Origin of the sequence: Microvirga arabica (assembly GCF_016811235.1) — a bacterium.
GTDB classification, from domain to species: Bacteria; Pseudomonadota; Alphaproteobacteria; order Rhizobiales; family Beijerinckiaceae; genus Microvirga; species Microvirga arabica.
Window position 1 is genome coordinate 1 of sequence record NZ_JAFBID010000071.1, and the last position, 22,598, is coordinate 22,598.

Here is a 22,598-nt window from a genome sequence, read left to right on the forward strand (position 1 = left end):
GCCCAGGAGCTGTCGCGCCACTCCAACGACCTCTCCAGAGAGGTCCAGGACTTCCTCCAAGGCGTCAAAGCCGCTTAAGGCACCTGCATTCTCATGAAGAGCAAAAGACCCGGCAACGTTTAGCCGGGTCTTTTTCTTTGCCGCTACGCTGAAACAAGCATCCGTTGAGTGCTTTACTCATCATGACGGGTCGTGATCCAAACCTGGAAGTACCCGTCACGGAAAACGGATCGGCATGACGTTCTAGTGGGTTCTTCACGGACGCTGATCCCGCAGCCTGATGAACCGGGCACCCGCCCCGGCCTGAATGGATGGAGGTTCGCATAGCGATCTCGAATGGGCTGACCGCCCCCTCCACGTTGCGAAGTTGAGCGTCGGAGGCAGCCTTCAGCCCGACAATCTGACATATACCGCCGGTTCAAACCGGATGAACGTCAATGACGCGTGACCTCGAGTCACCGCGGGCCCATTTTCCTTCATGGAATGGGCCCGTTTGCTTGGGCGGGCTTGAAAACACGAAAGGCGCCCGAAGGCGCCTTGTCGATGGATTTCCTTCATGAAGGAATTGGAGCGGGCGAAGGGATTCGAACCCTCGACCCCAACCTTGGCAAGGTTGTGCTCTACCCCTGAGCTACACCCGCACGCTCCTTCTCAGATCCAACAGGATGGTGGAGCCAGGCGGGATCGAACCGCCGACCTCTTGCATGCCATGCAAGCGCTCTCCCAGCTGAGCTATGGCCCCCTGCCATTCCTTCCCCACCGCCGGCCAATGCCGAGAATGGGAATGGTGCCGCAAGAGGGATTCGAACCCCCGACCCCCTCATTACGAATGAGGTGCTCTACCAGCTGAGCTATTGCGGCATCGCAAATCTTGCGATCCGAGAGGTCGCCCTCTTACCCCCTCGCCTGCCGGTTGGCAAGGCGGGAAAGGTTGGAAAGGCCCTACCAGACCGAAAAAATGCTGCGGCGCGCGGCCGCCTCTTCCTTCGGCTTCGGCACGTCCGGAGGCGTGGCCGGGAAGACCACGGGCTCCCGCAGAGGCGGCGGAGGCGGCGTTTCCTCCTTCACAGGCTCCGCATCGCTCAGGGCGGCTTTCAACTCGCTCTTCAGCACATCGTCTTCCGGATCGAGGACCGGCTCATTTAGGGCCACGGGTTCGGAGACAGGCGCAGGAGCAGACACGACTTCAGGTGAGGGCGCGGCCACGGCCGGCAGCGGCTTCGGCTCGTCGTCGAGATCCGCCGTTACATCGTCATGCAGGGTGAGTTCGGGGGCGACCAGCACGTCCGGCGGCGCCTGCCAGACGAAGGCGTCGAGGCGGCCGGTGACGGGCGAGATCGGCAGCCAGTGATCGGACACGATCCCGTCGGCGATCCAGGCCGGGTCCCGCGGCGCGCGGGTGGCGCGGGCAAGCCATTCGCGGCCCTTGCCGGTGGAGCCGTGCTCTGCCTGCTCCAGGTCGGACATGAGGAGGCAAACCCGCATGCTCGGCCGCTCCTGCAGCAGCGGCTCCAGCGCCTCGCGGGCACGGGCGAATTCGCGCGCCTCAAGCGCCGCGCGGGCCACAGCCAGCCGCCCCTCCGGCGCACCGCCGGCGAGCTTCATCAAGGTTTCGGCCCGTTTCAAACGATCGAGGCCGGAATCGCCCGGGCGCAGGTTGAGATAGACATCGGCGAGATCCGGATGGGGTAGGCTGCGCCAGGCAGTCTCCAGCACCTTGGCGGCCTTGCGCAGATCGCCCTTGCGCGACAGCATGCGGCCGGCCATGGCCGCAGCCAGCACGAGATCGGGTGCGAGCCTCACCGCATCCTGGGCGCTCCTGAGAGCGCCGTCGGGATCGTGATCCACTCGCTCCAGGGCATCGGCTGTCAGCAGGACGGCCCGGTGGCGCTTGGCCGTGGCCTTGTTCAGGAGACCCAGCGAGGCGCGCCGCTCGACCGCCTCCAGGGCCCCGCGCCAATCGTGATCGGCACAGCGCGCTTCAAGAACAGCATCGCTCGCCCAGGCGGCGGCAGGCGCCAGACGGACCGCCTCGGACGCGTATTGCTGGGCCGCCCCCGTATCCCCACGGCGCCGGGCCTCGACGAAGAGGCCGCGCAGGCCGAGCACACGGGTTTCGTCCTCCTCCATCATCTGGCCGAAAGCGGCCTCGGCCGCCTCGCGGTTGCCAGAAACCTGGGCCGCCTGCGCCTTGAGCAGCAGCGTCAGGGGCTCACGGCCTAGAAGCCGCTCGGCCTCGTTGGCGTAGCGGCGGGCCGCGATGGTGTCGCCCGCGCCCACGGCCACCATGCCGCGGGAGATCGCCTGATAGCCGCGGGAGCGGCGGCGCGCCCGCGACGCGAAGGTCAGGCGGGAAGGCAGGTGCAGGATGCCGGAGACCAAGGACCAGAGCAGCGCCAGGAAGAGCGCGAGGCCCGCAAGCGCGATGGCGGCGACCGCCACCGACATCTGGATCTCGTAGCCCGCAAAGGTGATCAGAACCGAGCCGGGCCGGTCGGCCAGCCAGACGGCACCGAAGGCCGCCACGCAGAGAAGACCGATGAAGACGAGAGCGCGCCACATGCTGGGCTGATCCTTTTCTTATTGCGTCGTACGGTTGAGGGTGGCGAGGGCATCAGAGCTGATGGCTTGGGCGGCCCGATGCGCATCAGCGACGGCCTTGACCTGCCGGCCCCATTCCTCGGACACCCGTCGTGCCGGCTCCGGCAGAGCGTCCCAGGCGGCCGCCGCCTCCACCACGTCGCCGCGCTCCAGGGCCTGTCGGATACGGGTGACGCTAGCAGAAACGCCACTGCCGCCGGGTTCGTTCACGGGCCGGACCGTCACCACCTTGTCGGCCATGCGCAGGATGCGGTCGGTCCAGCCCTCGGCCGGGCCGCGGCTCTCACGCAGGATCGCCGTCTCAACGGGTTCGAAGCTCTGAGCCAATTCGGCCGGGGTCGGGGCGCCCTCCTGGGCAAAAGGTTCGAGGGGCGCCACCCGGGCGGGGTCGGTGCCGGCCTTCCTCACACCGTCGAGCACCTCTGCGTAAGGGGTACCGCCCTGCAGGGCTTCGTTCAGGCGCCCGGCCAGCACCACGCGGGTTCCGGTCTGGCTTGCCGTGGTGACGTTCCTGGTGTTCTCGGCGGCCTGCTGGGACAGGGCGGCAAGGCGCTGCTCCTGCTCGCCGAAGCGACGGTCCGTGTCGGCAAAGCGCCGGTTGCTTTCCGCCAGCTGGCGGTCGAGATCGGCAAGACGCCGGTCCGTTTCCTGGAAGCGTTGCTCGCGCTCGCCAAAGCGGCGATCGAGGTCCGCGAGACGGCGGTCGATCTCCTGCGTGGCATTCGCCGCGTTCGTGGCGTTCTGCGCATTCGCCCGCACCTGCTCGTCAAGAGCGCCGAGGCGGTTGGAGAGTTCCGTCAGCGCCGCCTCGGTCTGGAGAGAGGCTTGAGGTTGACTCGCCTCCGGCACCGGACGGTTCAGGGCCTCCTGCGCCTGGGACGCCGCCTGCTCGGCAGCGCCCTGGATCGCCTGGAGCCGCTGGTCGAGCTCGCCCCGGGCCGTCTCGATGGCCTGAATCCGCCCCTCCAGTGCCCCGGTGTCGCCCGGCGGCTGGCCTCCTGGCGCGGCCGGCTGCTGGCGCAGTGCGCTCACCTGCTGTTCGAGCTGGGCAATGCGGGGATCTTCCTGCGCAGGAGTTTGTCCCTGCCAGGTCTGCAGCCCATAGACGAGCCCCGCCCCGACGAGGCCGCCGAGGAGGCCCGATCCGATGAGAGCCCCGGCGGAGCTGCGCCTCTCGGGAGCGGGCGGCGGAGGCACGGAATCCGTACGCGTCTCCGACGTGGAAGGATCCTGGTAGGAGCTGCCGCTCGAACTGGTATCCTGCCCGGCCATCTGCTCAAGGGAGGACTCCGAGGGCAGCGTGTCGGTGCCCGAACCCGAATCGAGGGTCGCTTCCGGAGACGCCACCACGTCCTCGGCCGGGGGCTCGCTGCCGCTGGCGATGGTCTCGTCCGCCTGCGCGCCCGACAGGGTGTCCGTCATGGCAGTCTCCGGCACGCGGGTCTCCTCACCGACAGTATCTCGCCCAAGGGTGTCCTGGCCGACAGTCTCCTGGGCGGCCGCCTCGGGATCGGCCTGAACCGTGCCGTCGTCGATCACGGTGGCCTTCAGGTCGATGGTAGCCGGCTCGCGCGAGGGCTTCTTGCGGGAGGATTTGGGGCGTCGGGGGTCAGATGGATCGGTCACGGGTCTCTCTTGCAGGGTCGCCAGGAAAACATCTCCCTGGGGCGAGGTCTTCAAAAGGGCAGTGTGATAGGCAATTGAGGCAAGCTTGGGCGCTCAGGTTTCGTTCCCTCAAGAGCCGGTGATTGTCCAAGATCGGCAGACCCACGGGACCATGATCCTCTCCTTATGACAAAGATCCCCTGGGGGATCGTAGCCGAAGTCACGGCCAAGGTCATGGGACCCGGTCGAGAAGCCCGAGCAGCGCTTCTTCCGACGGCTCCTCCGCCACGAGGGTCGTGGCGCCTGCCGATGCCAGGGGCGCGGCTACGTCGGCCGACAGGCAGAGATGGAAAATCCCTAAGAGGCGCGATGCCAGACCTGCCTCTCCTGCCAGCCGGATCACGAGATCCGCGCTCCGTCGGGAATAATGGAGCGCGGCGCCGATTTGGCCAGAGCGCATGGCCTCGACGGCGCTGTCCGGCAGCGTACCGACAGCCTTAGCCTCGTAGGCTTCCCATTGCAGGATTGTGAAGCCGGAAGCCCTCAAGGAGGCCGCCGGTTCCTCCTTGTGATGGCGCGCGGTCACGTGGAGCAGGGTCAGGCCGGGTTCCAGCGTGCCGCGAATCAGCCGCGCGAGAGAGACCGCATCGCCCTCCGCCACGGTGATGCTGGCAAAGCCTGTTGCCCGCACCGCTTCGGCCGTGCGCTCGCCGACGGCGAAAACGGGGCTCATTCGGTCGAGGCTCGCCAGGGCTGCCGCTGCATGGGCGCTGGTGACGATCAGTGCGTCGTAAGGCCCCGACGGCATCGGATCGCCGGTCGGCACGATCCGGGTCACAGGCGCCAGCAACGCCTCGTGGCCGCGGGCCGCGAGCTTTTCTGCCGTGCGCGCGGCATCGTCGGCCGAGCGGGTGACCAGGACTTGCATCACGCTTTGAGGAAATCCGGCGGCATGCGGGAACGCAGCTCGCTTCCGGCATCTCGTCCGAGGGCGACGGCATCCTCGGGCAAGCCGCGGCGGACAGCCTCCAGGCTCTCCGACCCGTCCGGGCGCAGCACGAGGCCGCGGAATTCGAGTTCGCCGCCGACGAGCCGCGCGTGGCCTGCGATGGGCGTGCGGCAGGAGCCGTCGAGGATGGTGAGAAAGGCTCGCTCGGCCGCGAGCGCCTGTCCGGTCGGGGCATCGAGAATCGGGGCAATCGCCTCGCGAACCCGCTCGTCCTCGGCCCGGATCGCAATGGCGATCGCCCCCTGCCCCACGGCCGGCAGGAAGTCGTCCGTCTCCAGGGTCGTGGTCACGTGATCGGTGAGGCCGAGGCGGCGCAGGCCCGCCATGGCGAGCAGCGTCGCGTCGACCTCGCCGCGCTCCAACTTGGCGAGCCGCGTCTGCACATTGCCGCGCAGGAGCGTGACCTGGAGATCGGGCCGCAAGCGGCGGATCTGCGCCTGGCGCCTGAGCGACGCCGAGCCGACGACCGCGCCCTGCGGCAGGTCGCCGATGCTCTTGAACCGGTGGCTGATGAAGGCGTCGCGCACGTCCTCGCGCGGCAGGAAGCCGGCGATCACAATGCCCTCCGGCAGGGTCGTCGGCAGGTCCTTGGCGGAATGGACCGCGAGGTCGATGGAGCCTTCGAGCAGCGCGATGTCGAGCTCCTTGGTGAAGAGCCCCTTGCCGCCGGCCTCCGACAGGGGCCGGTCCTGAATGGCGTCGCCCGTGGTCTTGATGATCGACAGGGGCAGGTGCTCGACAGCCCAGCCATGGGCGGCGACCAGCCTGTCTTGCGTCTCGTGGGCCTGGGCCAGCGCCAGCGGGCTGCCCCGCGTACCGATGACCAGGGTGGGTGAAGCGGCCATTCCGGTTCTGCTCTCCTGAAGAATGATTTCGGCGTTTGATCTTGTGCGGCGCGGCGGACTATAGGGGGAGGAGCGCCGGGCCGAAACCCCGGACAACACCTTAATTCGAGCAGCCAGAGATCATGCGCATTCTAGGCATCGAGACCACCTGCGACGAGACCGCGGCCGCCGTCGTGGGCGTCGGCTTCGACGGACGGGGCGAGATCCTCTCCAACGAGGTTTTAAGCCAGATCGCCGAGCACGCCCGCTACGGCGGCGTGGTGCCGGAGATCGCGGCGCGCGCTCATGTGGAGGTGATCGACCGGCTGATCGCCCGTGCGCTGAAAAACGCGAACTGCTCGGTCAAGGACATCGACGGCATCGCGGTCGCGGCCGGCCCCGGCCTCATCGGCGGCGTGCTGGTGGGGCTCACCACGGCGAAAGCCATCGCGCTCGTGACCCGCAAGCCCCTGATGGCGGTGAACCATCTCGAGGCCCATGCACTCACCGCGCGGCTTACCGACGGCATCGGCTTTCCCTACCTGCTGCTACTGGCCTCCGGCGGCCACACGCAGCTCGTGGCGGTGCGCGGCGTCGGCGATTACGTGCGCATCGGCACCACCATCGACGACGCCATCGGCGAGGCCTTCGACAAGGTCGCCAAGATGCTGGGGCTGCCTTATCCCGGCGGCCCGCATGTGGAGCGCGAGGCCGCGAAGGGCAATCCCGAACGCTTCGCCTTCCCGCGCCCGATGCAGGGCCGCAAGGAGCCGAACTTTTCGCTCTCCGGCCTCAAGACGGCCGTGCGCATCGAGGCGGAGAAGATCGCGCCGCTGACCGCCAGCGACATCGCCGATCTGTGCGCCAGCTTCCAAGCGGCCATCGTGGACGTGGTGGTGGACCGCACCCGCGTGGGCCTGCGCGCCTTCCGCGAGATCGCCGGCCATCCGGCGGCCCTCGTGGTGGCGGGCGGCGTTGCCGCCAACCAGGGCATGCGCCAGGGGCTGCAGCGGCTCGCGGTCGAGGCCGGCCTCAAGCTCGTGGCGCCGCCCGTGAATTTGTGCGGCGACAACGGCGCGATGATCGCCTGGGCCGGACTCGAGCGCATGCGTCTCGGCCTCATCGACGACATCGCGGCGCCTGCCCGCGCCCGCTGGCCCCTCGACACCAGCCGCGACGAGGCGGGAGCGAAGGCCTGATGGCGTCGCAGCCGATCGGCATTGCCGGAGCCGGCGCCTGGGGAACGGCACTCGCCAACGCGGCGGCAGCCGCCGGGAACGACGTGGTGCTCTGGATGCGCTCGCCCGAGCAGGCGGATGCGCTGGTGGCGACACGCACGAATGAGCGCTGCCTGCCGGGCGTGAAGCTCCATGAGCGCATCAGGCCGACCGCCGAGCTGAGCGCGCTTGCCGCGTCCAGCGCCGTCCTTCTCGTCACGCCCGCGCAGACCACGCGCGAGGTGACGGCGGCGCTCGCCTGCGTGCTGCCTGCTTCGGTGTCGCTGGTGCTCTGCGCCAAAGGCATCGAACGCGGCAGCGGGGCCTTTCTCTGCGACGTGGTCGCGGAGGTGCGCCCCGGCGCGCCCGTGGCCGTGCTGTCGGGCCCGAGCTTCGCCCATGACGTAGCCCGCGGCCTGCCCACTGCCGTGACGCTGGCCTGCCGCGATACGGCGCTGGCGGAAGCGATGGCCAATGCGCTGTCCGGCCCGACCTTGCGCGTCTATCACCGGAGCGATGTGCGCGGCGTCGAGATCGGGGGCGCCGCCAAGAACGTGCTGGCCATCGCCTGCGGGGCCGTGGCGGGCAAGGGCCTCGGCGAGAGCGCCAAGGCAGCGCTGATCGCCCGCGGCTTCGCCGAGCTCCTGCGCTTCGCCCGCGCCTATGGCGGGGAGCCCGAGACGCTCATGGGGCTCTCCGGTCTCGGCGATCTGGTGCTCACCTGCTCCACCGCGCAGTCGCGCAACTTCGCCTTCGGCCAGCGCCTCGGCCAGGGGATGAGCGTCGAGGCGGCCGCCGGCGGCAAGCTGGTGGAGGGCGCAGCCACCGCAAGCGCCCTCGTGGCGCTGGCGCGGGCAAAAGGCATCGACATGCCGATTGCGGAAGCGGTCGAGCAGATCCTGTCCGGCGCATGGACTCTCGATCAGGCTGTCGATGCGCTGATGAACCGACCGATCAAGTCTGAGCATTGAAGCATCGGACCCAAAAGTGGATTTGCACTTTTGGGTCCGATGCTCAATGTGATGCGCTAAGGCGAAACGAAGATTTCGCGATGCAAGTGAAGGGGTAAGCAGAACATGGCCCATTGGCTCTACAAATCCGAACCCTCCGTCTGGTCCTGGGATCAGCAAGTCGCCGAAGGCGCGAAAGGCACCCATTGGAACGGCGTGCGCAATCACGTCGCCAAGCAGAACCTGATGGCCATGAAGGTCGGCGAGCAGGGTTTCTTTTATCACTCGAATGAGGGCAAGGCGGTGGTGGGCATCGTCGAGGTGATCCGGGAATACTACCCCGATCACACGGACGAGACGGGCAAGTTCGGCATGGTCGACATCAAGGCCGTGAAGGCTCTGCCGAAACCCGTGACCCTCGACGATATCAAGAAAGTGCCCGGGCTCGAAAAGATGATTTTGGTCAACAATTCCCGCCTGTCGGTGCAGCCGGTGACGGACGAGGAATGGGCCATCGTGTGCCGGATGGGCGGGCTGTGAAGAAAAAGGGGCTGTGACGCCATGAAGGTTACCGTCTGTCAGATCGATTGCCGCCCGGATCATCTGGACGAGGCGCTGAAGGGCCTCGCCGCGCATGTGGCGAAGGAGGCGTCGGATTTCCTGCTGGTGCCGGAGATGTGCTTCGGCGAGTGGCTGGCGGCCGACCCTGAGCCGAATGCCGCCCAGTGGCAGAAGGCGGTGGCTTTGCATGAGGCGCGCATCGCGCGCATGTCGGCGTTGAACGCCAGGGCCGTCATGGGCACGCGGCCCATCGTGCTGCCCCACGGCAGCCGGCGCAACGAGGCGTATCTCTGGACGGAGGAAACGGGCGCCGTTCCCGTTCATCAGAAATACTACCTTCCCGACGAGGAGGGCTATTACGAGCATACCTGGTACGAGCGCGGTCCGGGCACCTTCGACATCGCCAGGGCACTGGGCATGCGCATCGGCGTGCAGATCTGCACCGAGATGTGGTTCTTCGAATGGGCGCGCCATTACGCGGCGAGCCGCGCCGATCTCCTGTGCGTCCCGCGGGCGACGCCGCATGGGTCCACCCGCAAGTGGCTGGCCGGCGGCCAGGCGGCGGCCGTCTGCGCGGGCGCCTATTGCCTGTCATCCAACCTGTGGGCGCCAAAAGGCTACAAGGCCAATTGCGGCGGGCTCGGCTGGGTGGTGGACCCGGAGGGCAACGTGCTGGCCGAGACGACCCCGGAGGCGCCCTACGCCACCGTGGAGGTCGACATCGACTTCGCCCGCGCCAGCAAGACGACCTACCTGCGCTACGTGCCTGAATAAGCCTCGGCCATCCGGCAGGATAGCCCTGCCGCTCGTCAGTGCCTGCCAAGTTTGGATGTCGCGGGGGGAAGATTAGGTCCGGGAGAGACGCTGACCGATCCAATCCCTGGCCATGTCCAGGCTGGAGAAGGTCGGTCGGTCGATCCCTTCGAGACGGCCGAAGCCTGCCTCCAGGTACCACTGCCCGGGAGCCACCTCGTTCTCGTCCGACAGGCGCACCAGCACCGCCACCAGCCGCTCCTCCTCGTCGAGGACCAGCATGCCTTCCTCGTCGAAGCCGGTCGCCACGCGGATAGGGTGAAGCGTGAGGGTCATGCGGCGGCCTGATCATTCTCCAGGTGCAGGTAGGTGGGGTCGAATTCGCCCACCTGCTTCAACTTCTCCCAATCAGGAATGTTCAGCCTGGATCCTTGGGTCACGATCAGACCATCGGTCCGCATCTGCTGCAGCACCCGGTTGACGTGCACCGTGGTGAAGCCGAGGGCATCGGCGAACTCGCTCTGGGTGATCGGCAGATCACAGGCATGGTCCTCGACAAGGTCCACGGCCCGCAGGCGCACCAGCAGCTCGCACAGCACATGGGCCATGCGGCTCACACCTTCGCGCCGGCCGACATTGGTCACCCACTCCCGGAAGATGGCCGCATCGATCAGGGTCTCGCGCCAGAACGCACTCGTGATCCGCGGATGGCGGGCGCAGAGGTTGCGCAGGTCTTCGTGGGTGACGAAGCCGACACGGCACTGGCTGATGGTGGCGACGCTGTTGTCGAGCACCTTCAGATGCAGGCTCTGGAGGTCGGGAATGTCGCCGGGAATGTTGAAGGAGACGATCTGGCGCTTGCCCCCAGCTGTGATCTTGTAGGTACAGGTAAAGCCGCTCAGAAGCAGGCAGGAGCGGGAGGGACGATCCCCCTCGCGCACGATGTCCTGATCGGCCTTGATCACCTGCACTTGCATCGGCAGGGTCTCAAGCGCCTGCCGCTCGTCGCCCGTGAGCGTATGGGCACTCTCGATCTTGCGGATGAGCGGATTGTAGTCAGGATGAAAAGGTGAGTGCATGATGGCGCTCCCTCGTTTGCAGGCGGGAGCACGTCGTATCTCTCAGGTATCAGCGCCCAAGACCAGTGGCTGACAATGAACCCTCCATAGCACACAAACGAATGCCCGTCACTGTTTTATGTTAATCTCCAAGATTAACATCATCGACGAGATGCACCTTTTTAGAATTTATCCGAGTGTTTCGCATCAATATACTTGTTTAACAGCCAGATAAAGCTATGAAAAAGGGGCTGAAAGTAAATTGCTTTATCAGGATGAATTTTTCTAGGGTGTCCGGCCACTTGGCACGGACCTTTCGCCCCAGCCTGGAAGCCGAAGGCGATGGTCCTCGACATCACATTTATACCTATGCGCGTGCTCATCGACGGTCATGACACAGATGGCAGGCTTGTCCTCGCGGACAACCAGTTGGCCGCCGTGTTCGTTCGCCTCGAGGGGACGCACCACGACCCGGAGCACAAGGGCTGGTGGCACCTGGAAGCCGGGTTCGGCAAGTGCAACAGCCAGAACGCGCCCCTGTTCAGGACGCCTGAAGAAGCGGGAACTTGGGTCGAGCAAACCCTGACGCGCAAGGCCGCGTAATTCGCGGAGGCCATCCGACGAACGCGGCGGCCGTCAGGATCGGCAGCCAGAACAAGCCGGTGCAGGTCCTCGGCCCCGACCTGACCGGGAGGTGATGGCGGCGGCGCGAGAAGATGCGCGCCTCGCCAAAGATCCCGATCGTCGCCGTACACCGTCCGGGACGACGATGCTGCACTGCACCCCGAAAGTAGCAAAGACCAAAGTGCGATCCCGGCCCCGCTTGCCCGACCCCTCTCTCTTTCCGTAAATCTAGCGCTAAATTGATGAGCGCATCGGATGGTCCCGAAAGTGCAAATCCACTTTGGGTCCGATGCTCTAGGCCAGCGTCTGGGAGAAGCGCCATGGAAGAGAAGATCTACGACGTGCCGTCCGAGTGGACCCACCGCGCCTATCTTGATGAGGCGGGCTACCGGGCCAAGTACGAGGCCTCGATCAGGGACCCGGAGGCCTTCTGGGCCGAGGAAGCCAAGCGCATCCATTGGTTCAAGGCGCCGACCCGAATCAAGAACACCAATTTCGGCCCCGAGACCGTCTCGATCCGCTGGTTCGAGGATGGGGTCACCAACGTGGCCTATAACTGCATCGACCGGCACCTCCACACCCGCGGCGACCAGGTGGCCATCATCTGGGAAGGCGACGACCCGTCCGAGTCCAAAAAGATCACCTACCGCGAACTCGCCGCGGAGGTGAACCGCATGGCCAACATCATGCGCAACCGCGGCGTGGAGAAGGGCGACCGCGTCACGATCTACATGCCGATGATCCCGGAAGCGGCCTATGCGATGCTGGCCTGCGCGCGGTTGGGCGCGATCCACTCCGTGGTGTTCGGCGGCTTCTCGCCGGATTCGCTCGCCAGCCGCATACAGGACGCGAAATCCGCCTTCATCATCACGGCCGACGAGGGCCTGCGCGGCGGGCGCAAGGTGCCGCTGAAGGTGAACGTGGACGCGGCCCTCGAGCGCGTCGGCGCCGGCGTCGTCGACCACGTGCTGGTGGTGCGCCGCACGGGATCGGCCGTCAACATGCTGCCGGGCCGCGACGTCTATTACGACGAGGCGGCGGCGCAGGTTTCCGACGAGTGCCCCTACGAGGAGATGAACGCGGAGGATCCGCTGTTCATCCTCTACACCTCGGGCTCGACCGGCACCCCGAAGGGCGTGCTGCACACCACGGGCGGCTATCTCGTCCATGCGGCGATGACGCATCAATACGTGTTCGATTACCACGACGGCGACATCTACTGGTGCACCGCCGACGTGGGCTGGGTGACGGGCCATTCCTACATCCTCTACGGACCGCTGGCGAACGGCGCCACCACGCTCATGTTCGAGGGCGTGCCCACCTATCCGTCGATCTCCCGCTTCTGGGAGGTGATCGACAAGCACCAGGTCAACATCTTCTACACCGCCCCCACCGCCATCCGCTCGCTCATGCAGGCGGGCGAGGAGCCGGTGAAGATAACGTCGCGCAAGTCGCTGCGCCTGCTCGGCTCCGTGGGCGAGCCGATCAACCCGGAAGCCTGGGAATGGTATCACCGGGTGGTGGGTGACAGCCGCTGCCCCATCGTCGACACCTGGTGGCAGACGGAGACCGGCGGCATCCTGATCGCGCCGCTGCCCGGCGCCACCAAGCTCAAGCCGGGTTCCGCCACGAAGCCCTTCTTCGGCGTGCAGCCGCAGGTGGTGGATGCGGAAGGCAAGGTGCTGGAGGGCGCGGCCGAGGGCAATCTCGTGATCGCCGATTCCTGGCCCGGCCAGATGCGCACGGTCTACGGCGACCACGAGCGCTTCGTGCAGACCTACTTCTCCACCTATCCCGGAAAGTACTTCACCGGTGACGGCTGCCGCCGGGATGCGGATGGCTATTACTGGATCACCGGCCGCGTGGACGACGTGATCAACGTGTCCGGCCACCGCATGGGCACGGCGGAAGTGGAATCGGCGCTCGTGGCGCACCCGAAGGTGTCGGAAGCCGCCGTCGTGGGCTATCCGCACGACATCAAGGGCCAGGGCATCTACGCCTACGTGACCCTGATGGCCGGCGAACAGCCCTCCGAAGAGCTGCGCAAGGAGCTGGTGGCCTGGGTGCGCAAGGAAATCGGCCCTATCGCGTCCCCGGATCTGATCCAGTTCGCCCCGGGCCTGCCCAAGACGCGCTCGGGCAAGATCATGCGCCGCATCCTGCGCAAGATCGCCGAAGACGAGTTCGGCTCGCTCGGCGACACCTCGACGCTCGCCGATCCCGGCGTGGTCGATGATCTCATCACCAACCGCCAGAACAAGCGCACGCAGGCGGCCTAGCACAACGCGTCATCCCGGACGCGCAGGCGGTCCTGGTCTACGTTTAAACTCACCACGTCATGGCCGGGCCTGTCCCGGCCATCCCGATGCTGAAGAGCACGGCGCTCCAAGCCATCGAGATCACCGGCAAAGGCCGGTGATGACCTGGGAGGATGTCATTCCCGGCCGGAGCGTCAGCGGAGGGGAAGGGAATCCACCCGCACGCTCTGCGCTATGGATCCCCTTCCCGGTCTACGGCCGCGGGGATGACAGCGCCGCCGCTTTCTGAACCACACGGAACCGTAGCCTTATCTTTCGCGTCTCACCCTCACGCTATCCGCAGGAGGGTTCGAGACATGCGCATCCTTGCCGCCGTCGCCATCATCGCCATCGCCGTGACCACCATGCCCGCCTCAGCCCGCGAGGTCGTGCCGTTTCAGGCAAGCGTGTCGCCCGGCACCATTGTGATCAAGACGGCCGAGCGGCGGCTCTATTACGTGCGCGGCGACGGGACGGCCCTGCGCTACCGCGTGGCTGTGGGCAAGCCCGGCAAGCAATGGTTCGGCGAGGCGCAAATCGACGGCAAGTATGTGAGGCCCGCCTGGTCGCCGCCGGCGGAGGTGAAGCGCGACAACCCGCGCCTGCCCGACGTGATCCCCGGCGGCGCGCCTAACAACCCTATGGGCGCGCGCGCGCTCACCCTCAACCTCGACGAATACGCCATCCACGGCACCAACCGCCCGAGCTCCATCGGCACCTACGCGTCCTACGGCTGCATCCGCATGCTCAACGAGGACATCGTGCACCTCTACGATCAGGTGAATGTGGGCACACGAGTGGTGGTCGTGCCATAAGACGGCGCATTTCATAAGCCCTCATCCTGAGGAGGTCGCAGAGCGACCGTCTCGAAGGACGAGGGCGCCTCCAGTGCTCTCTGGAGCCTCCTTCGAGACGCCTGCTGCGCAGGCTCCTCAGGATGAGGTTCAGGCAGGTTTGACGTTCAAGATTGATACAAATCCGCTCGGCTCGGCGGCAAACCCGACGCTCCCCGCGTGCGCTTGGAGGCGAGCGTCTGGTTCACGCCCACGGCCCCGCGCTCGAAGGCGAGCGAGCAGCCGGCGAGGTAGAGCAGCCACATGCGGGTTTTTTCCGGCCCGACCAGCGCCTCCGCTTCCTTGCGGCGGGCGTTGAGATTCTCCCACCACAGGCGCGTGGTGCGCTGGTAATGCTCGCGCCAGGCCTCGACATCGTGCACCTCGAAGCCGTATCGCTCCAGGTTGGAAATCGACATGCCCAGATGATCGAGTTCGCCGCCGGGAAAGATGTAGCGGGTGAGCGCCCTGTATTCGGGCTTGAGCTTGCGGAACGCCCGCTCGCTGCGCTTGGCGCGCCGGGCGATGGTGTGGTGGAGATACAAGCCCCGCGGACGCAGCAGGCGATGCACGGCACTGAAATAAGACGGGTAATTGGCGATCCCCACCTGCTCGAACATGCCGATGGAGGAGATCTTGTCGAACTCGCCCTCGACCTGCGTGAAGTCCTTCAGCAGAACCTCGACGCGATCCTGCAGACCCAAGCGCGCGATCTTCTCCCTGGCCAGAGCGGCCTGCTCCTCGGACAGCGTCACGCCCGTGGCCTTCACGCCGTAATGCTGCGCCGCGTGGCAGATGAGCGCCCCCCAGCCGCAGCCGATGTCGAGCAGGCGCTCATTCGGTTTGAGCCGCAGCTTGCGGCAGATCATGTCGAGCTTGTCGCGCTGCGCCCTGGCGATGTCGTCATGCCAGTCCGGCTGAAAATACGCGCAGGTATAGACCATCTCCGGATCGAGAAAGAGCCGGTATAAGTCGTTCGACACGTCGTAGTGATAGGCGACGTTCTTCTTGTTGGTCTGGGGCCTGCCGTCGCGCGCGTCCGGGTTGTCCTTCACCCGATCGAGCGGACGCGGCATGTCGGCGGGAGCGCGCAGGAAATGATAGGCGACCTTCAGCGCCTTGCGCTTGCTCACCGCTTTCAGGCGGCGCGCGACCTTCTGCGGCCGCTGGTCGGCCAGATCGAACAGGGTGCCGTTTTTCAGGTCGATGAGCCCCGCCACGACGGCGTTGAGCACAGTGTCGAGATTCGGGCGGCGGATCAGGGCGGCGATCACGCTCTCACGGCGGATCACGAGGCGCATGGCATAGGACGGCAGATCCGCCGGAATCGTCGAGCCGTCCCACAGCTCGAAGCCGAACTGGAGATCGAGCGCGCGATGCGCGTCGCTCAGAAGATCCCGGAACATCTCCAGCCGTGCCGCCCCGCTCATGCCACCTGTCCTGCTGCACGAGCAGCCTAGAACCGGCGCTGCCGCTGCGCAACGTCGTGACATCCATCGGGCGTGGATGACCACCCTCTCTGAACGGAGGGGAGCGAACGCTCCTGCTGCCCTGGTCAGTCTGCCAGATCCGCCAGGTGCCGGAGCTTCTCGGGATTGCGCACGATATAGACTCCAACGATGCGTCCGTCCTCGATGTCGAGCGCGGTGGTCTGCACCATGCCGTCCTGTTCGAGCGTGACGAAGCCGGGCAAGCCGTTGATTAGGCCCTTATAGAGAACGGTGGGCAACTGACCTCCGCTCTTGCGCGCCACCCCCAGAAACAGGCCGGCGACCCTGCGAAAACCGAACAGCGGATTGAGCGCCGCATTCCGGATGCCGCCGCCATCCGTCTGGGCCACGACGTTCTCCGCCAGGAGATTCCGCAGAGCCGTCAGGTCGCCGCTGCGAGAGGCCGCGAAGAAGGCATCGGTCACCCGCTCCCCTTCCTCCCGGTCGATGGCGTAGCGGGGTCGCTCGGCCCGCACGTTCTTGCGGGCTCGCGCCGCAAGCTGGCGGCAGGCGGCCGGGTCGCGGTCGAGGGTTGCCGCGACCTCGTCGAAGCCGAGCCCGAACACGTCATGCAGGAGAAAGGCGGCGCGCTCCAGAGGCGACAGCCGCTCCAGCGCCATCATCAGGGTCAGGGAGAGGTCCTCACCCATCTCGCCCTCCCCATCGGCCTCCAGAACCGGCTCGGGCAGCCAGGGTCCGATATAGGTTTCGCGCTTCACCCTGGCCGATTTCAGGATGTCGAGGCACAGGCGCGTGACGGTCTTGGAAAGGAAGGCGCCCGGCTCGCGGATTGTGGTGCGGTCCGTCTGGTGCCAGCGGATATAGGCCTCCTGCACCACATCCTCGGCCTCCGCGATGGAGCCGAGCATGCGATAGGCGAGGCGGACCAGCCCCGGCCTGAGGGGCTGGAACCGGTCCGCGGCATCGCCGTCAGGCGGCAGCACGGCCAGACTCGACCGGATGGATGGATCGGAAGCCGATGGCCAGCCGGTTCCAGGCGTTGATCGCGCCGATCAGCAGGGTCAGGTTGACCTGCTCGGCCGGCGTGAAGTGCCGGCTCAACTCCGCGTAATCCTCATCGGGCGCATGGGTCTCGGCCACGAGCGTCAGGGCCTCGGTCCAGGCGAGCGCCGCCCGCTCGCGCTCGCTGTAGAGGGGCGATTCCCGCCAGGCGCTCAGGAGATAGAGCCGCTCCTCGGTCTCGCCGTTGGCGCGGGCATCCTTGGTGTGAATGTGGATGCAATAGGCGCAGCCGTTGATCTGCGAGGCGCGGGTCTTCACCAGCTCGATGAGCTTGAACTCCAAGCCGCTGCTCTTGAGCGTCTTTTCCAGCTCGATCATCGGCTTCAGGGAGCCGGGGGCGACGTCAAAGGGAATCAACCGGGCTTTCATCGTCTTAGGTCCTCATGGTCAGGTTGCTGACGATGCTAAGACGAGACGGGACAGCCGGATGTGACATGCGCCCCGAAGATTCTTCTAAAAATCGCTCGCCAGCCCCTTCACTTCCCAATCCTCGTAGCGGACGGGCTCAAGGCCGCCGCGGCCCTGGAGTTCCTTCTGCTTGGCGATCTCGGCCGCGCGGGCGTCGATGTCGAGGCGGCGCTGGGCGGCCTCCTGCAGAGCGCGCTGGGCGGCGGGAGAGAGAGGCTTTCCGGGGGCCGCGCCGTTGACGGGGCGGTCCGGAGGGGTGTTGTCGTTCGTGCTCATGAGAAGCCTTATACAGGGTCCCGCACCTCTTGGGAGGGAGCTGAACCATTCCCACATAGGGGTTGGAGGATGGATACCGTGTTGACCACGAGGTGGAGACCCCGATGAACACCGTCAAGACCGGAATGCTGCTCGCAGGCCTCATGGCCCTGTTCGGCGTCGTCGGCTATTTCCTGGGCGGCGGCACCGGCATGATAATCGCGCTTGGCTTTGGCCTTGCGACCAACCTCTTCGCCTATTGGAACTCGGACCGGCTGGCGCTCGCCGCCCATCACGCGGTCGAGGTGGACGAGCGCACCGCGCCGGAACTCGTCGCCATGGTGCGCGATCTGAGCCAGCGCGCGGGCCTTCCCATGCCGCGGGTCTATCTCATCGACAACCCGCAGCCAAATGCGTTCGCCACCGGGCGCAACCCGGAGAATGCGGCGGTCGCCGCCACCACGGGCCTGCTGCACATGCTCTCCCGGGACGAAATCGCCGGCGTGATGGCGCATGAGCTCGCCCACATCAAGAACCGCGACACGCTGATCATGACCGTGAGCGCGACGGTTGCCGGGGCCATCGCGACGCTCGCCCAGTTCGGCTTTCTCTTCGGCGGACGCGGCGACGAGCGGCCCAACCCCATCGTGATGCTGGCCACCGCGCTGCTGGCGCCGATTGCCGCCATGATCATCCAGATGGCGATCAGCCGCTCGCGGGAATACGACGCCGACCGGATGGGCGCCGCAATCTCCGGCCAGCCCCTGGCGCTGGCCTCCGCGCTCGCCCGCATCGCCGGCGGCGTGGCGCATATCCCGAACCCGGATGCGGAGCGTCGCCCTGCCACCGCCTCGCTCTTCATCATCAACCCGCTCTCGGGCCAGGGCGTGGACAACCTGTTCTCCACCCATCCCGCGACGGAAAACCGGATTGCCGCGCTCCACGCTTTGGCGCAGGAGATGGGCTCCACACCGCAAGGCGGCTTCTTCACGCAGAGTTCAGCGAGTCCATGGGGTTCTCTTGGGAGATCCTCTGGGGGCTCCGTTTCAGGTTCGACCGGCACCCGCCGCGGGCCCTGGGGATAAATTTTGAGTCAGTCGGACGAACAATCGGGCCTCGGCCCCCGCCGCCTCGCCTGGATGGCGGTGACGGAGACCCTCAAGCGGCGCGTGCCGCTCGACGATGTGATGGAGGAGCTCGCCCGCGCGGAGAATCTCTCCGCCCGCGACGAGGCGCTGGCGCGGGCCATCGCCATCGTGACCTTCCGGCGCCTCGGCACCCTCGGGCGCGCCCTGCGGGAGCGGCTCAACAAGGCGCCCAAGGACGAGCGCCTGATGCATCTGCTCGCCACCGGGGCGGCGCAGATCCTCTATCTCGACGTGCCGGACCATGCGGCCGTCGACAGCGCCGTGCAGCTGGCGCAGAACGACCCCAAGCTCCATCACGCCGGCGGCTTCATCAACGCCGTCCTGCGCCGGGTCGCCCGCGAGCGCGAGGCCATCCTGGCCGAGGACGATCCCTGGCTCGATACGCCCACCTGGCTGGAGGAGCGCTGGATCGCGCAATACGGCGAGCCGCAGGCCCAGAAAATCGTCGAGGCGCACCGTTCGCTCGCCTCCGTCGACGTGACGGTGAAGAACGATGCGGAATCCTGGGCCGAGCGCCTGGGCGGCGTTCTCCTGCCCACCGGCAGCATTCGCCTGAAGGAGCGTACCGCCATCCGCGAACTCCCCGGCTTCGAGGAGGGCGAATGGTGGGTGCAGGATGCCGCCGCCGCCCTGCCGGCCCGCCTGCTCGATCCGAAGCCCGGCGAGCGCATCGCGGATCTCTGCGCCGCGCCGGGCGGCAAGACCGCCCAATTGGCCGCAGCCGGCGCGGAAGTTCTGGCCGTCGACCGGTCGGCCAAGCGTCTTGTTCGGCTGGAGGAAAACCTCGCCCGCCTGAAGCTCAAGGCCGAGACCCGCGCCATCGATGCGGAAAAGCTCGACGCCGGGCCTTTCGACGCCATCCTGCTCGATGCCCCGTGTTCTGCCACCGGCACCATCCGCCGCCACCCGGACGTGGCCTGGACCAAAGGCGACGAGGACATCCGCAAGCTCGCAGGGCTCCAGAGCCGCCTCCTCGACAAGGCCGCAAGCCTGCTGAAGCCCGGCGGGCGGCTCGTCTACTGCACCTGCTCGCTGGAGGCCGAGGAGGGCGAGCGGCAGGCGGAAAGCTTCCTGGCGCGCCATCCTGACTTTACCCGCGTGCCTGTCACCGCCGGCGAGATTGGCGGCTTTACCGAGTGCATCACGCCGCAGGGCGATGTCCGCACCCTGCCGAGCCAGATGGCGCTGGCCGGCCACGATCGCTCCGGCCTCGACGGCTTCTTTGTCGCACGGTTTGTTCACAGGCCATCGTGACGATGGTGAATGGTCTCTTACCGGGTGTTAACCAGTCAGCAGGAACTCCTCACCTAAGTTGACTTGAATTCAGCAGCATTGAGAGGAGCGCCACGGGTGGATTTCGGGCCGGATCGCTGGCGTCTGTATAGGCTTTGCCTTCGCGAGGCAGGCCGCGCCACGCGTGAAAGCATGGTCTGGAGCCTGTCCCGGATGTCCGGCGCCCCCGTACCCACGCGGCTGCTCTTCGCCCCGCAGGACCTGCGCACCGCCGATCCCACGGTCGCAACCGATATCTATTCCGGCTTCTTCGCCTTCTCCGGCCGCGCCATCACCACGGGCGGGCGCTCGCCCTTCGCCTTCAGCCCGCCGAGCCGCGCCTGGGGCGAGGCGCTCTACGGCTTCGGCTGGCTGCGCCACCTGCGCGCCGCAGGCACCGCGCTGGCCCAGGCCAATGCCCGCTCGCTGGTTGACGAGTTCGTCACCTCCAAGCTCGGCGACAAGCGGCTCGCCTGCAGCACCGAGATCACGGCGCGCCGGCTCATGTCCTTCATCAGCCAGTCGCCGCTGATCCTGGAAGGCGCCGACCACGCCTTCTACCAGCGGTTTCTAAAAATCATCGGGCAGCATGTGCGCATCCTGGAGCGCCAGATCCGCGCCGGCGCCCTGCCCTATCAGCAGCTCATGGCCGGGATCGCGCTGTGCTATGCGGGCCTGTGCTGCGAAGGGCTCGACCGCACCTTGCGCCGCGCAAGTCGTTTGCTGTCACGGGAACTCGACCGGCAGATCCTGGCCGATGGCGGGCATGTGAGCCGCAACCCGCGCATCGTCGTCGAGTTGCTGTTCGACCTGCTCCCCCTGCGCCAGATGTTCGCCAGCCGCGAGGTCGACACGCCTGAGGCGCTGCTGCGCTCCGTCGACCGCATGCTGCCCATGGTGCGCCTGTTCCGCCACGGGGACGGCACCCTCTCGCATTTCAACGGCATGGGCGTGACGGCGGCCGATCATCTCGCAACCCTGCTCACCTATGACGACATGCGCAGCCAGCCGATCCATCACGCGCCGCATTCGGGCTATGAGCGCTTGGAGGCCGGGCGCACCCTGGTGGTGGCCGATGTGGGCACGCCGCCGCCGCGCCCCCTGTCGCAGGAAGCAGGCGCCGGCTGTCTGTCCTTCGAGTTCTCGAGCGCCGCGCAGCGCATTGTGGTCAATTGCGGTATGCCGCAGATCGCCGCTGAGCCGATCATCCAGGCCTCGCGTTCGACTGCCGCGCATTCCACTGCTTCCATCAACGACATCTCCTCTTGCCAGATCGTCGACAAGAAGGGCACCTGGCTCCAGCGCCGGATCTCCGCCTGGCTCCTGCGCCGGGTCGGCCCGGTGATGCTCAGCGGGCCGGAGCGGGTGACGGCGGAGCGCAGCGAGCGGGAGCACGCGCAGCTTCTCACCGCCAGCCACGACGGCTACAAGGCTCGCTTCGGCCTCACCCATGAGCGGCGCTGGCAGCTCGCGCCCAAAGGCAACGTGCTCGAAGGCGAGGACAATTTCTGGAGCGAGGGCGCCACTACAGGCACGGCCCAGGCCATCATCCGCTTCCATCTCGCGCCCGGCATCAAGGCAAGCCTCGCGCAGGGCGGCCGCGTGGTGATGCTGGTTTTGCCCAACCGGGAGGCCTGGCAGTTCTCGGCCATTCCCATCGAGGCGCAGATTGAGGACAGTGTGTTCCTTGCCACCGCCGACGGCCTGCGCCGCACGGAGCAGATCGTCCTGACAATCCGCCCGAGCGAGACTCCATCCGTGCGCTGGCGCTTCGAACGCCTGGCGCGCACGTTCGAGCCGGGCCAGCCGCAGGAGCAGGCGGAGCTGATCTGAAGACAATCTTGTGAAACGGCGACTTGCGAACCCGTGAGTTTTTAGGTCCCTTGCGTCTACGGTTTCTGCGCGGCGGGGAAGGGCCGCGGAACTCCGATAAAGCCGTTTACGGAAAGCAGGCGGCCCAACCTTCAGGACAGGAGTCTCTTGCGGTTTAGCCACCGTGCCTCATAAAAGCAGGCCATGAAGACAGCAGCAGAATACAGGAAACACGCCGAAGAGTGCCGAGTGCTTGCCCGACAGGTGCCGGATGGGGAACAGCGGGACCAGCTTCTGGAGATGGCCCGAACCTGGGACGACCTCGCGGACACCCGGGAAGGTCTGGTGCGCAATCACCCTGAACTCTCCACCGGGGATGCCGATATGGCTGAGCAACCGCCTTCCAAGCGGTAAGCCAGCGCCAGCAAGGCGGCACAAGCACCGAGCAGCCTCAGGGGCTCCACATCCCCTGAGGCCTTGCAATTCTCGTTTTCTCAAGGCGGCGGGTTCATTTTCCACCATTCATCGACCCGGCTTTCGGGCTCGCGCCACAGACCGATGTCGCGCAGCGCATGATTGTTGAGATGCCCCAACCTCTGCAAAGCCCGCAGCTCGGTGAAGCGGTTCCACGATGCAGCAATTCCAGCCATCCAAGACACGGCGGTCCGGATGCTGGGAATGGCCGGGTAGAAGCGGGGCTTGTGTTTTGGCGTATGAAAGAGAGTGTTCATGCTTGCTCTCCACAATCGGCATGAGGAGAGCAGAGAACCTCAGGACCCTACCCGCCTCGGGAGGGTCCTCGGGAATGATCACGCACGCATCAACGCAACACCCATCCCGCGCACCCCGTGAGGTACG

General features: G+C 66.5%; 22 protein-coding genes and 3 tRNA genes. 11 read left to right on the plus strand and 14 right to left on the minus strand.

Annotated features, from left to right (window positions below; all coding sequences use genetic code 11):
• Positions 1-566 precede the first annotated feature (566 nt).
• From JQC81_RS25140 to hemC, 7 genes are all read right to left on the minus strand, one after another.
• Positions 567-641: transfer RNA gene (locus JQC81_RS25140), tRNA-Gly, on the minus strand.
• Between the two features lie 25 nt (positions 642-666).
• Positions 667-742: transfer RNA gene (locus JQC81_RS25145), tRNA-Ala, on the minus strand.
• 43 nt (positions 743-785) lie between these two features.
• A tRNA-Thr gene (locus JQC81_RS25150) sits at positions 786-861 on the minus strand.
• An 81-nt stretch (positions 862-942) separates the two neighbouring features.
• The gene (locus JQC81_RS25155) at positions 943-2,562 is read right to left on the minus strand and encodes a heme biosynthesis protein HemY (protein WP_203274540.1); all 1,620 of its coding nucleotides are present in this window, start codon (positions 2,560-2,562) and stop codon (positions 943-945) included.
• A gap of 18 nt (positions 2,563-2,580) precedes the next feature.
• Positions 2,581-4,227: a hypothetical protein gene (locus JQC81_RS25160; protein WP_203274541.1), complete on the minus strand. Its 1,647-nt coding sequence runs from the start codon at positions 4,225-4,227 to the stop codon at positions 2,581-2,583.
• Between the two features lie 211 nt (positions 4,228-4,438).
• A complete protein-coding gene (locus JQC81_RS25165) occupies positions 4,439-5,134 on the minus strand; it encodes a uroporphyrinogen-III synthase (RefSeq protein WP_203274566.1) in 696 nt (231 codons plus the stop codon).
• Positions 5,134-6,060 carry a hydroxymethylbilane synthase gene (gene hemC, locus JQC81_RS25170; protein WP_203274542.1) on the minus strand — a complete coding sequence of 309 codons (927 nt, stop codon included), beginning with the start codon at positions 6,058-6,060 and terminating at the stop codon, positions 5,134-5,136. Before hemC ends, JQC81_RS25165 begins: the two co-directional genes overlap by 1 nt.
• 122 nt (positions 6,061-6,182) lie before the next feature.
• Between hemC and tsaD the strand changes: the two genes are divergently transcribed.
• From tsaD to JQC81_RS25190, 4 genes are all read left to right on the plus strand, one after another.
• Positions 6,183-7,238 carry a tRNA (adenosine(37)-N6)-threonylcarbamoyltransferase complex transferase subunit TsaD gene (gene tsaD / locus JQC81_RS25175; RefSeq protein ID WP_203274543.1) on the plus strand — a complete coding sequence of 352 codons (1,056 nt, stop codon included), beginning with the start codon at positions 6,183-6,185 and terminating at the stop codon, positions 7,236-7,238.
• Positions 7,238-8,227, plus strand: a complete 990-nt coding sequence (locus JQC81_RS25180) for an NAD(P)H-dependent glycerol-3-phosphate dehydrogenase (protein ID WP_203274544.1) — start codon at positions 7,238-7,240, stop codon at positions 8,225-8,227. Before tsaD ends, JQC81_RS25180 begins: the two co-directional genes overlap by 1 nt.
• A gap of 105 nt (positions 8,228-8,332) precedes the next feature.
• Positions 8,333-8,746, plus strand: coding sequence for an EVE domain-containing protein (locus tag JQC81_RS25185; RefSeq protein WP_203274545.1), 414 nt, complete (start codon positions 8,333-8,335; stop codon positions 8,744-8,746).
• Positions 8,747-8,767: 21 nt separating this feature from the next.
• Positions 8,768-9,541: a carbon-nitrogen hydrolase family protein gene (locus JQC81_RS25190; RefSeq protein ID WP_203274546.1), complete on the plus strand. Its 774-nt coding sequence runs from the start codon at positions 8,768-8,770 to the stop codon at positions 9,539-9,541.
• A gap of 72 nt (positions 9,542-9,613) precedes the next feature.
• On the opposite strand, the gene JQC81_RS25195 is transcribed toward JQC81_RS25190, so the two are convergent.
• Both JQC81_RS25195 and JQC81_RS25200 read right to left on the minus strand, forming a co-directional pair.
• Positions 9,614-9,856: a hypothetical protein gene (locus JQC81_RS25195; RefSeq protein ID WP_203274547.1), complete on the minus strand. Its 243-nt coding sequence runs from the start codon at positions 9,854-9,856 to the stop codon at positions 9,614-9,616.
• On the minus strand, positions 9,853-10,599 hold the full coding sequence (locus tag JQC81_RS25200) for a Crp/Fnr family transcriptional regulator (protein ID WP_203274548.1): 747 nt from the start codon (positions 10,597-10,599) through the stop codon (positions 9,853-9,855). Before JQC81_RS25200 ends, JQC81_RS25195 begins: the two co-directional genes overlap by 4 nt.
• Before the next feature lie 321 nt (positions 10,600-10,920).
• Between JQC81_RS25200 and JQC81_RS25205 the strand changes: the two genes are divergently transcribed.
• The 3 genes from JQC81_RS25205 to JQC81_RS25215 all read left to right on the plus strand — a co-directional run bounded on the left by JQC81_RS25205 (position 10,921) and on the right by JQC81_RS25215 (position 14,314).
• Positions 10,921-11,181: a hypothetical protein gene (locus JQC81_RS25205; RefSeq protein WP_246520649.1), complete on the plus strand. Its 261-nt coding sequence runs from the start codon at positions 10,921-10,923 to the stop codon at positions 11,179-11,181.
• 341 nt (positions 11,182-11,522) lie between these two features.
• Positions 11,523-13,481 carry an acetate--CoA ligase gene (gene acs, locus JQC81_RS25210; protein WP_203274549.1) on the plus strand — a complete coding sequence of 653 codons (1,959 nt, stop codon included), beginning with the start codon at positions 11,523-11,525 and terminating at the stop codon, positions 13,479-13,481.
• Between the two features lie 335 nt (positions 13,482-13,816).
• A complete protein-coding gene (locus JQC81_RS25215) occupies positions 13,817-14,314 on the plus strand; it encodes a L,D-transpeptidase (protein WP_203274550.1) in 498 nt (165 codons plus the stop codon).
• A gap of 146 nt (positions 14,315-14,460) precedes the next feature.
• Here the strand turns inward: JQC81_RS25215 and JQC81_RS25220 are convergent, their stop codons facing one another.
• From JQC81_RS25220 to JQC81_RS25235, 4 genes are all read right to left on the minus strand, one after another.
• Positions 14,461-15,762, minus strand: a complete 1,302-nt coding sequence (locus JQC81_RS25220; protein ID WP_203274551.1) for a class I SAM-dependent methyltransferase — start codon at positions 15,760-15,762, stop codon at positions 14,461-14,463.
• Positions 15,763-15,887: 125 nt separating this feature from the next.
• A complete protein-coding gene (locus JQC81_RS25225; protein WP_203274552.1) occupies positions 15,888-16,766 on the minus strand; it encodes a sigma-70 family RNA polymerase sigma factor in 879 nt (292 codons plus the stop codon).
• On the minus strand, positions 16,753-17,214 hold the full coding sequence (locus JQC81_RS25230) for a carboxymuconolactone decarboxylase family protein (protein WP_203274553.1): 462 nt from the start codon (positions 17,212-17,214) through the stop codon (positions 16,753-16,755). The genes JQC81_RS25225 and JQC81_RS25230 overlap by 14 nt, the downstream gene beginning before the upstream one ends.
• 84 nt (positions 17,215-17,298) lie before the next feature.
• Entirely contained in the window at positions 17,299-17,529 is a 231-nt protein-coding gene (locus JQC81_RS25235) for a DUF1674 domain-containing protein (protein WP_203274554.1), read from the minus strand.
• A 104-nt stretch (positions 17,530-17,633) separates the two neighbouring features.
• Here JQC81_RS25235 and htpX point away from each other — a divergent pair, with 104 nt between their 5' ends.
• The 4 genes from htpX to JQC81_RS25255 all read left to right on the plus strand — a co-directional run bounded on the left by htpX (position 17,634) and on the right by JQC81_RS25255 (position 22,154).
• Complete coding sequence (gene htpX, locus JQC81_RS25240) at positions 17,634-18,593, plus strand: zinc metalloprotease HtpX (protein ID WP_203274555.1); 960 nt, start codon at positions 17,634-17,636, stop codon at positions 18,591-18,593.
• 3 nt (positions 18,594-18,596) lie between these two features.
• Complete coding sequence (gene rsmB / locus JQC81_RS25245) at positions 18,597-19,910, plus strand: 16S rRNA (cytosine(967)-C(5))-methyltransferase RsmB (protein WP_281400402.1); 1,314 nt, start codon at positions 18,597-18,599, stop codon at positions 19,908-19,910.
• Positions 19,911-20,006: 96 nt separating this feature from the next.
• Complete coding sequence (locus JQC81_RS25250) at positions 20,007-21,761, plus strand: heparinase II/III family protein (protein WP_203274556.1); 1,755 nt, start codon at positions 20,007-20,009, stop codon at positions 21,759-21,761.
• A 183-nt stretch (positions 21,762-21,944) separates the two neighbouring features.
• A complete protein-coding gene (locus JQC81_RS25255) occupies positions 21,945-22,154 on the plus strand; it encodes a hypothetical protein (protein WP_203274557.1) in 210 nt (69 codons plus the stop codon).
• Between the two features lie 80 nt (positions 22,155-22,234).
• Here the strand turns inward: JQC81_RS25255 and JQC81_RS25260 are convergent, their stop codons facing one another.
• Positions 22,235-22,471, minus strand: coding sequence for a hypothetical protein (locus tag JQC81_RS25260; RefSeq protein ID WP_203274558.1), 237 nt, complete (start codon positions 22,469-22,471; stop codon positions 22,235-22,237).
• Between the last annotated feature and the right edge of the window lie 127 nt (positions 22,472-22,598).

What these genes read in the sequence shown, in the direction of transcription:
- JQC81_RS25220 (WP_203274551.1), bottom strand. Translation starts at nt 15,762, where the DNA reads ATGAGCGGGGCGGCACGGCTGGAGATGTTCCGGGATCTTCTGAGCGAC.
- JQC81_RS25235 (WP_203274554.1), bottom strand. Translation starts at nt 17,529, where the DNA reads ATGAGCACGAACGACAACACCCCTCCGGACCGCCCCGTCAACGGCGCG.
- JQC81_RS25155 (WP_203274540.1), bottom strand. Translation starts at nt 2,562, where the DNA reads ATGTGGCGCGCTCTCGTCTTCATCGGTCTTCTCTGCGTGGCGGCCTTC.
- JQC81_RS25200 (WP_203274548.1), bottom strand. Translation starts at nt 10,599, where the DNA reads ATGCACTCACCTTTTCATCCTGACTACAATCCGCTCATCCGCAAGATC.
- JQC81_RS25180 (WP_203274544.1), top strand. Translation starts at nt 7,238, where the DNA reads ATGGCGTCGCAGCCGATCGGCATTGCCGGAGCCGGCGCCTGGGGAACG.
- JQC81_RS25190 (WP_203274546.1), top strand. Translation starts at nt 8,768, where the DNA reads ATGAAGGTTACCGTCTGTCAGATCGATTGCCGCCCGGATCATCTGGAC.
- JQC81_RS25185 (WP_203274545.1), top strand. Translation starts at nt 8,333, where the DNA reads ATGGCCCATTGGCTCTACAAATCCGAACCCTCCGTCTGGTCCTGGGAT.
- JQC81_RS25165 (WP_203274566.1), bottom strand. Translation starts at nt 5,134, where the DNA reads ATGCAAGTCCTGGTCACCCGCTCGGCCGACGATGCCGCGCGCACGGCA.
- JQC81_RS25205 (WP_246520649.1), top strand. Translation starts at nt 10,921, where the DNA reads ATGGTCCTCGACATCACATTTATACCTATGCGCGTGCTCATCGACGGT.
- tsaD (WP_203274543.1), top strand. Translation starts at nt 6,183, where the DNA reads ATGCGCATTCTAGGCATCGAGACCACCTGCGACGAGACCGCGGCCGCC.
- JQC81_RS25260 (WP_203274558.1), bottom strand. Translation starts at nt 22,471, where the DNA reads ATGAACACTCTCTTTCATACGCCAAAACACAAGCCCCGCTTCTACCCG.
- JQC81_RS25255 (WP_203274557.1), top strand. Translation starts at nt 21,945, where the DNA reads ATGAAGACAGCAGCAGAATACAGGAAACACGCCGAAGAGTGCCGAGTG.
- JQC81_RS25215 (WP_203274550.1), top strand. Translation starts at nt 13,817, where the DNA reads ATGCGCATCCTTGCCGCCGTCGCCATCATCGCCATCGCCGTGACCACC.
- JQC81_RS25195 (WP_203274547.1), bottom strand. Translation starts at nt 9,856, where the DNA reads ATGACCCTCACGCTTCACCCTATCCGCGTGGCGACCGGCTTCGACGAG.
- htpX (WP_203274555.1), top strand. Translation starts at nt 17,634, where the DNA reads ATGAACACCGTCAAGACCGGAATGCTGCTCGCAGGCCTCATGGCCCTG.
- JQC81_RS25230 (WP_203274553.1), bottom strand. Translation starts at nt 17,214, where the DNA reads ATGAAAGCCCGGTTGATTCCCTTTGACGTCGCCCCCGGCTCCCTGAAG.
- acs (WP_203274549.1), top strand. Translation starts at nt 11,523, where the DNA reads ATGGAAGAGAAGATCTACGACGTGCCGTCCGAGTGGACCCACCGCGCC.
- hemC (WP_203274542.1), bottom strand. Translation starts at nt 6,060, where the DNA reads ATGGCCGCTTCACCCACCCTGGTCATCGGTACGCGGGGCAGCCCGCTG.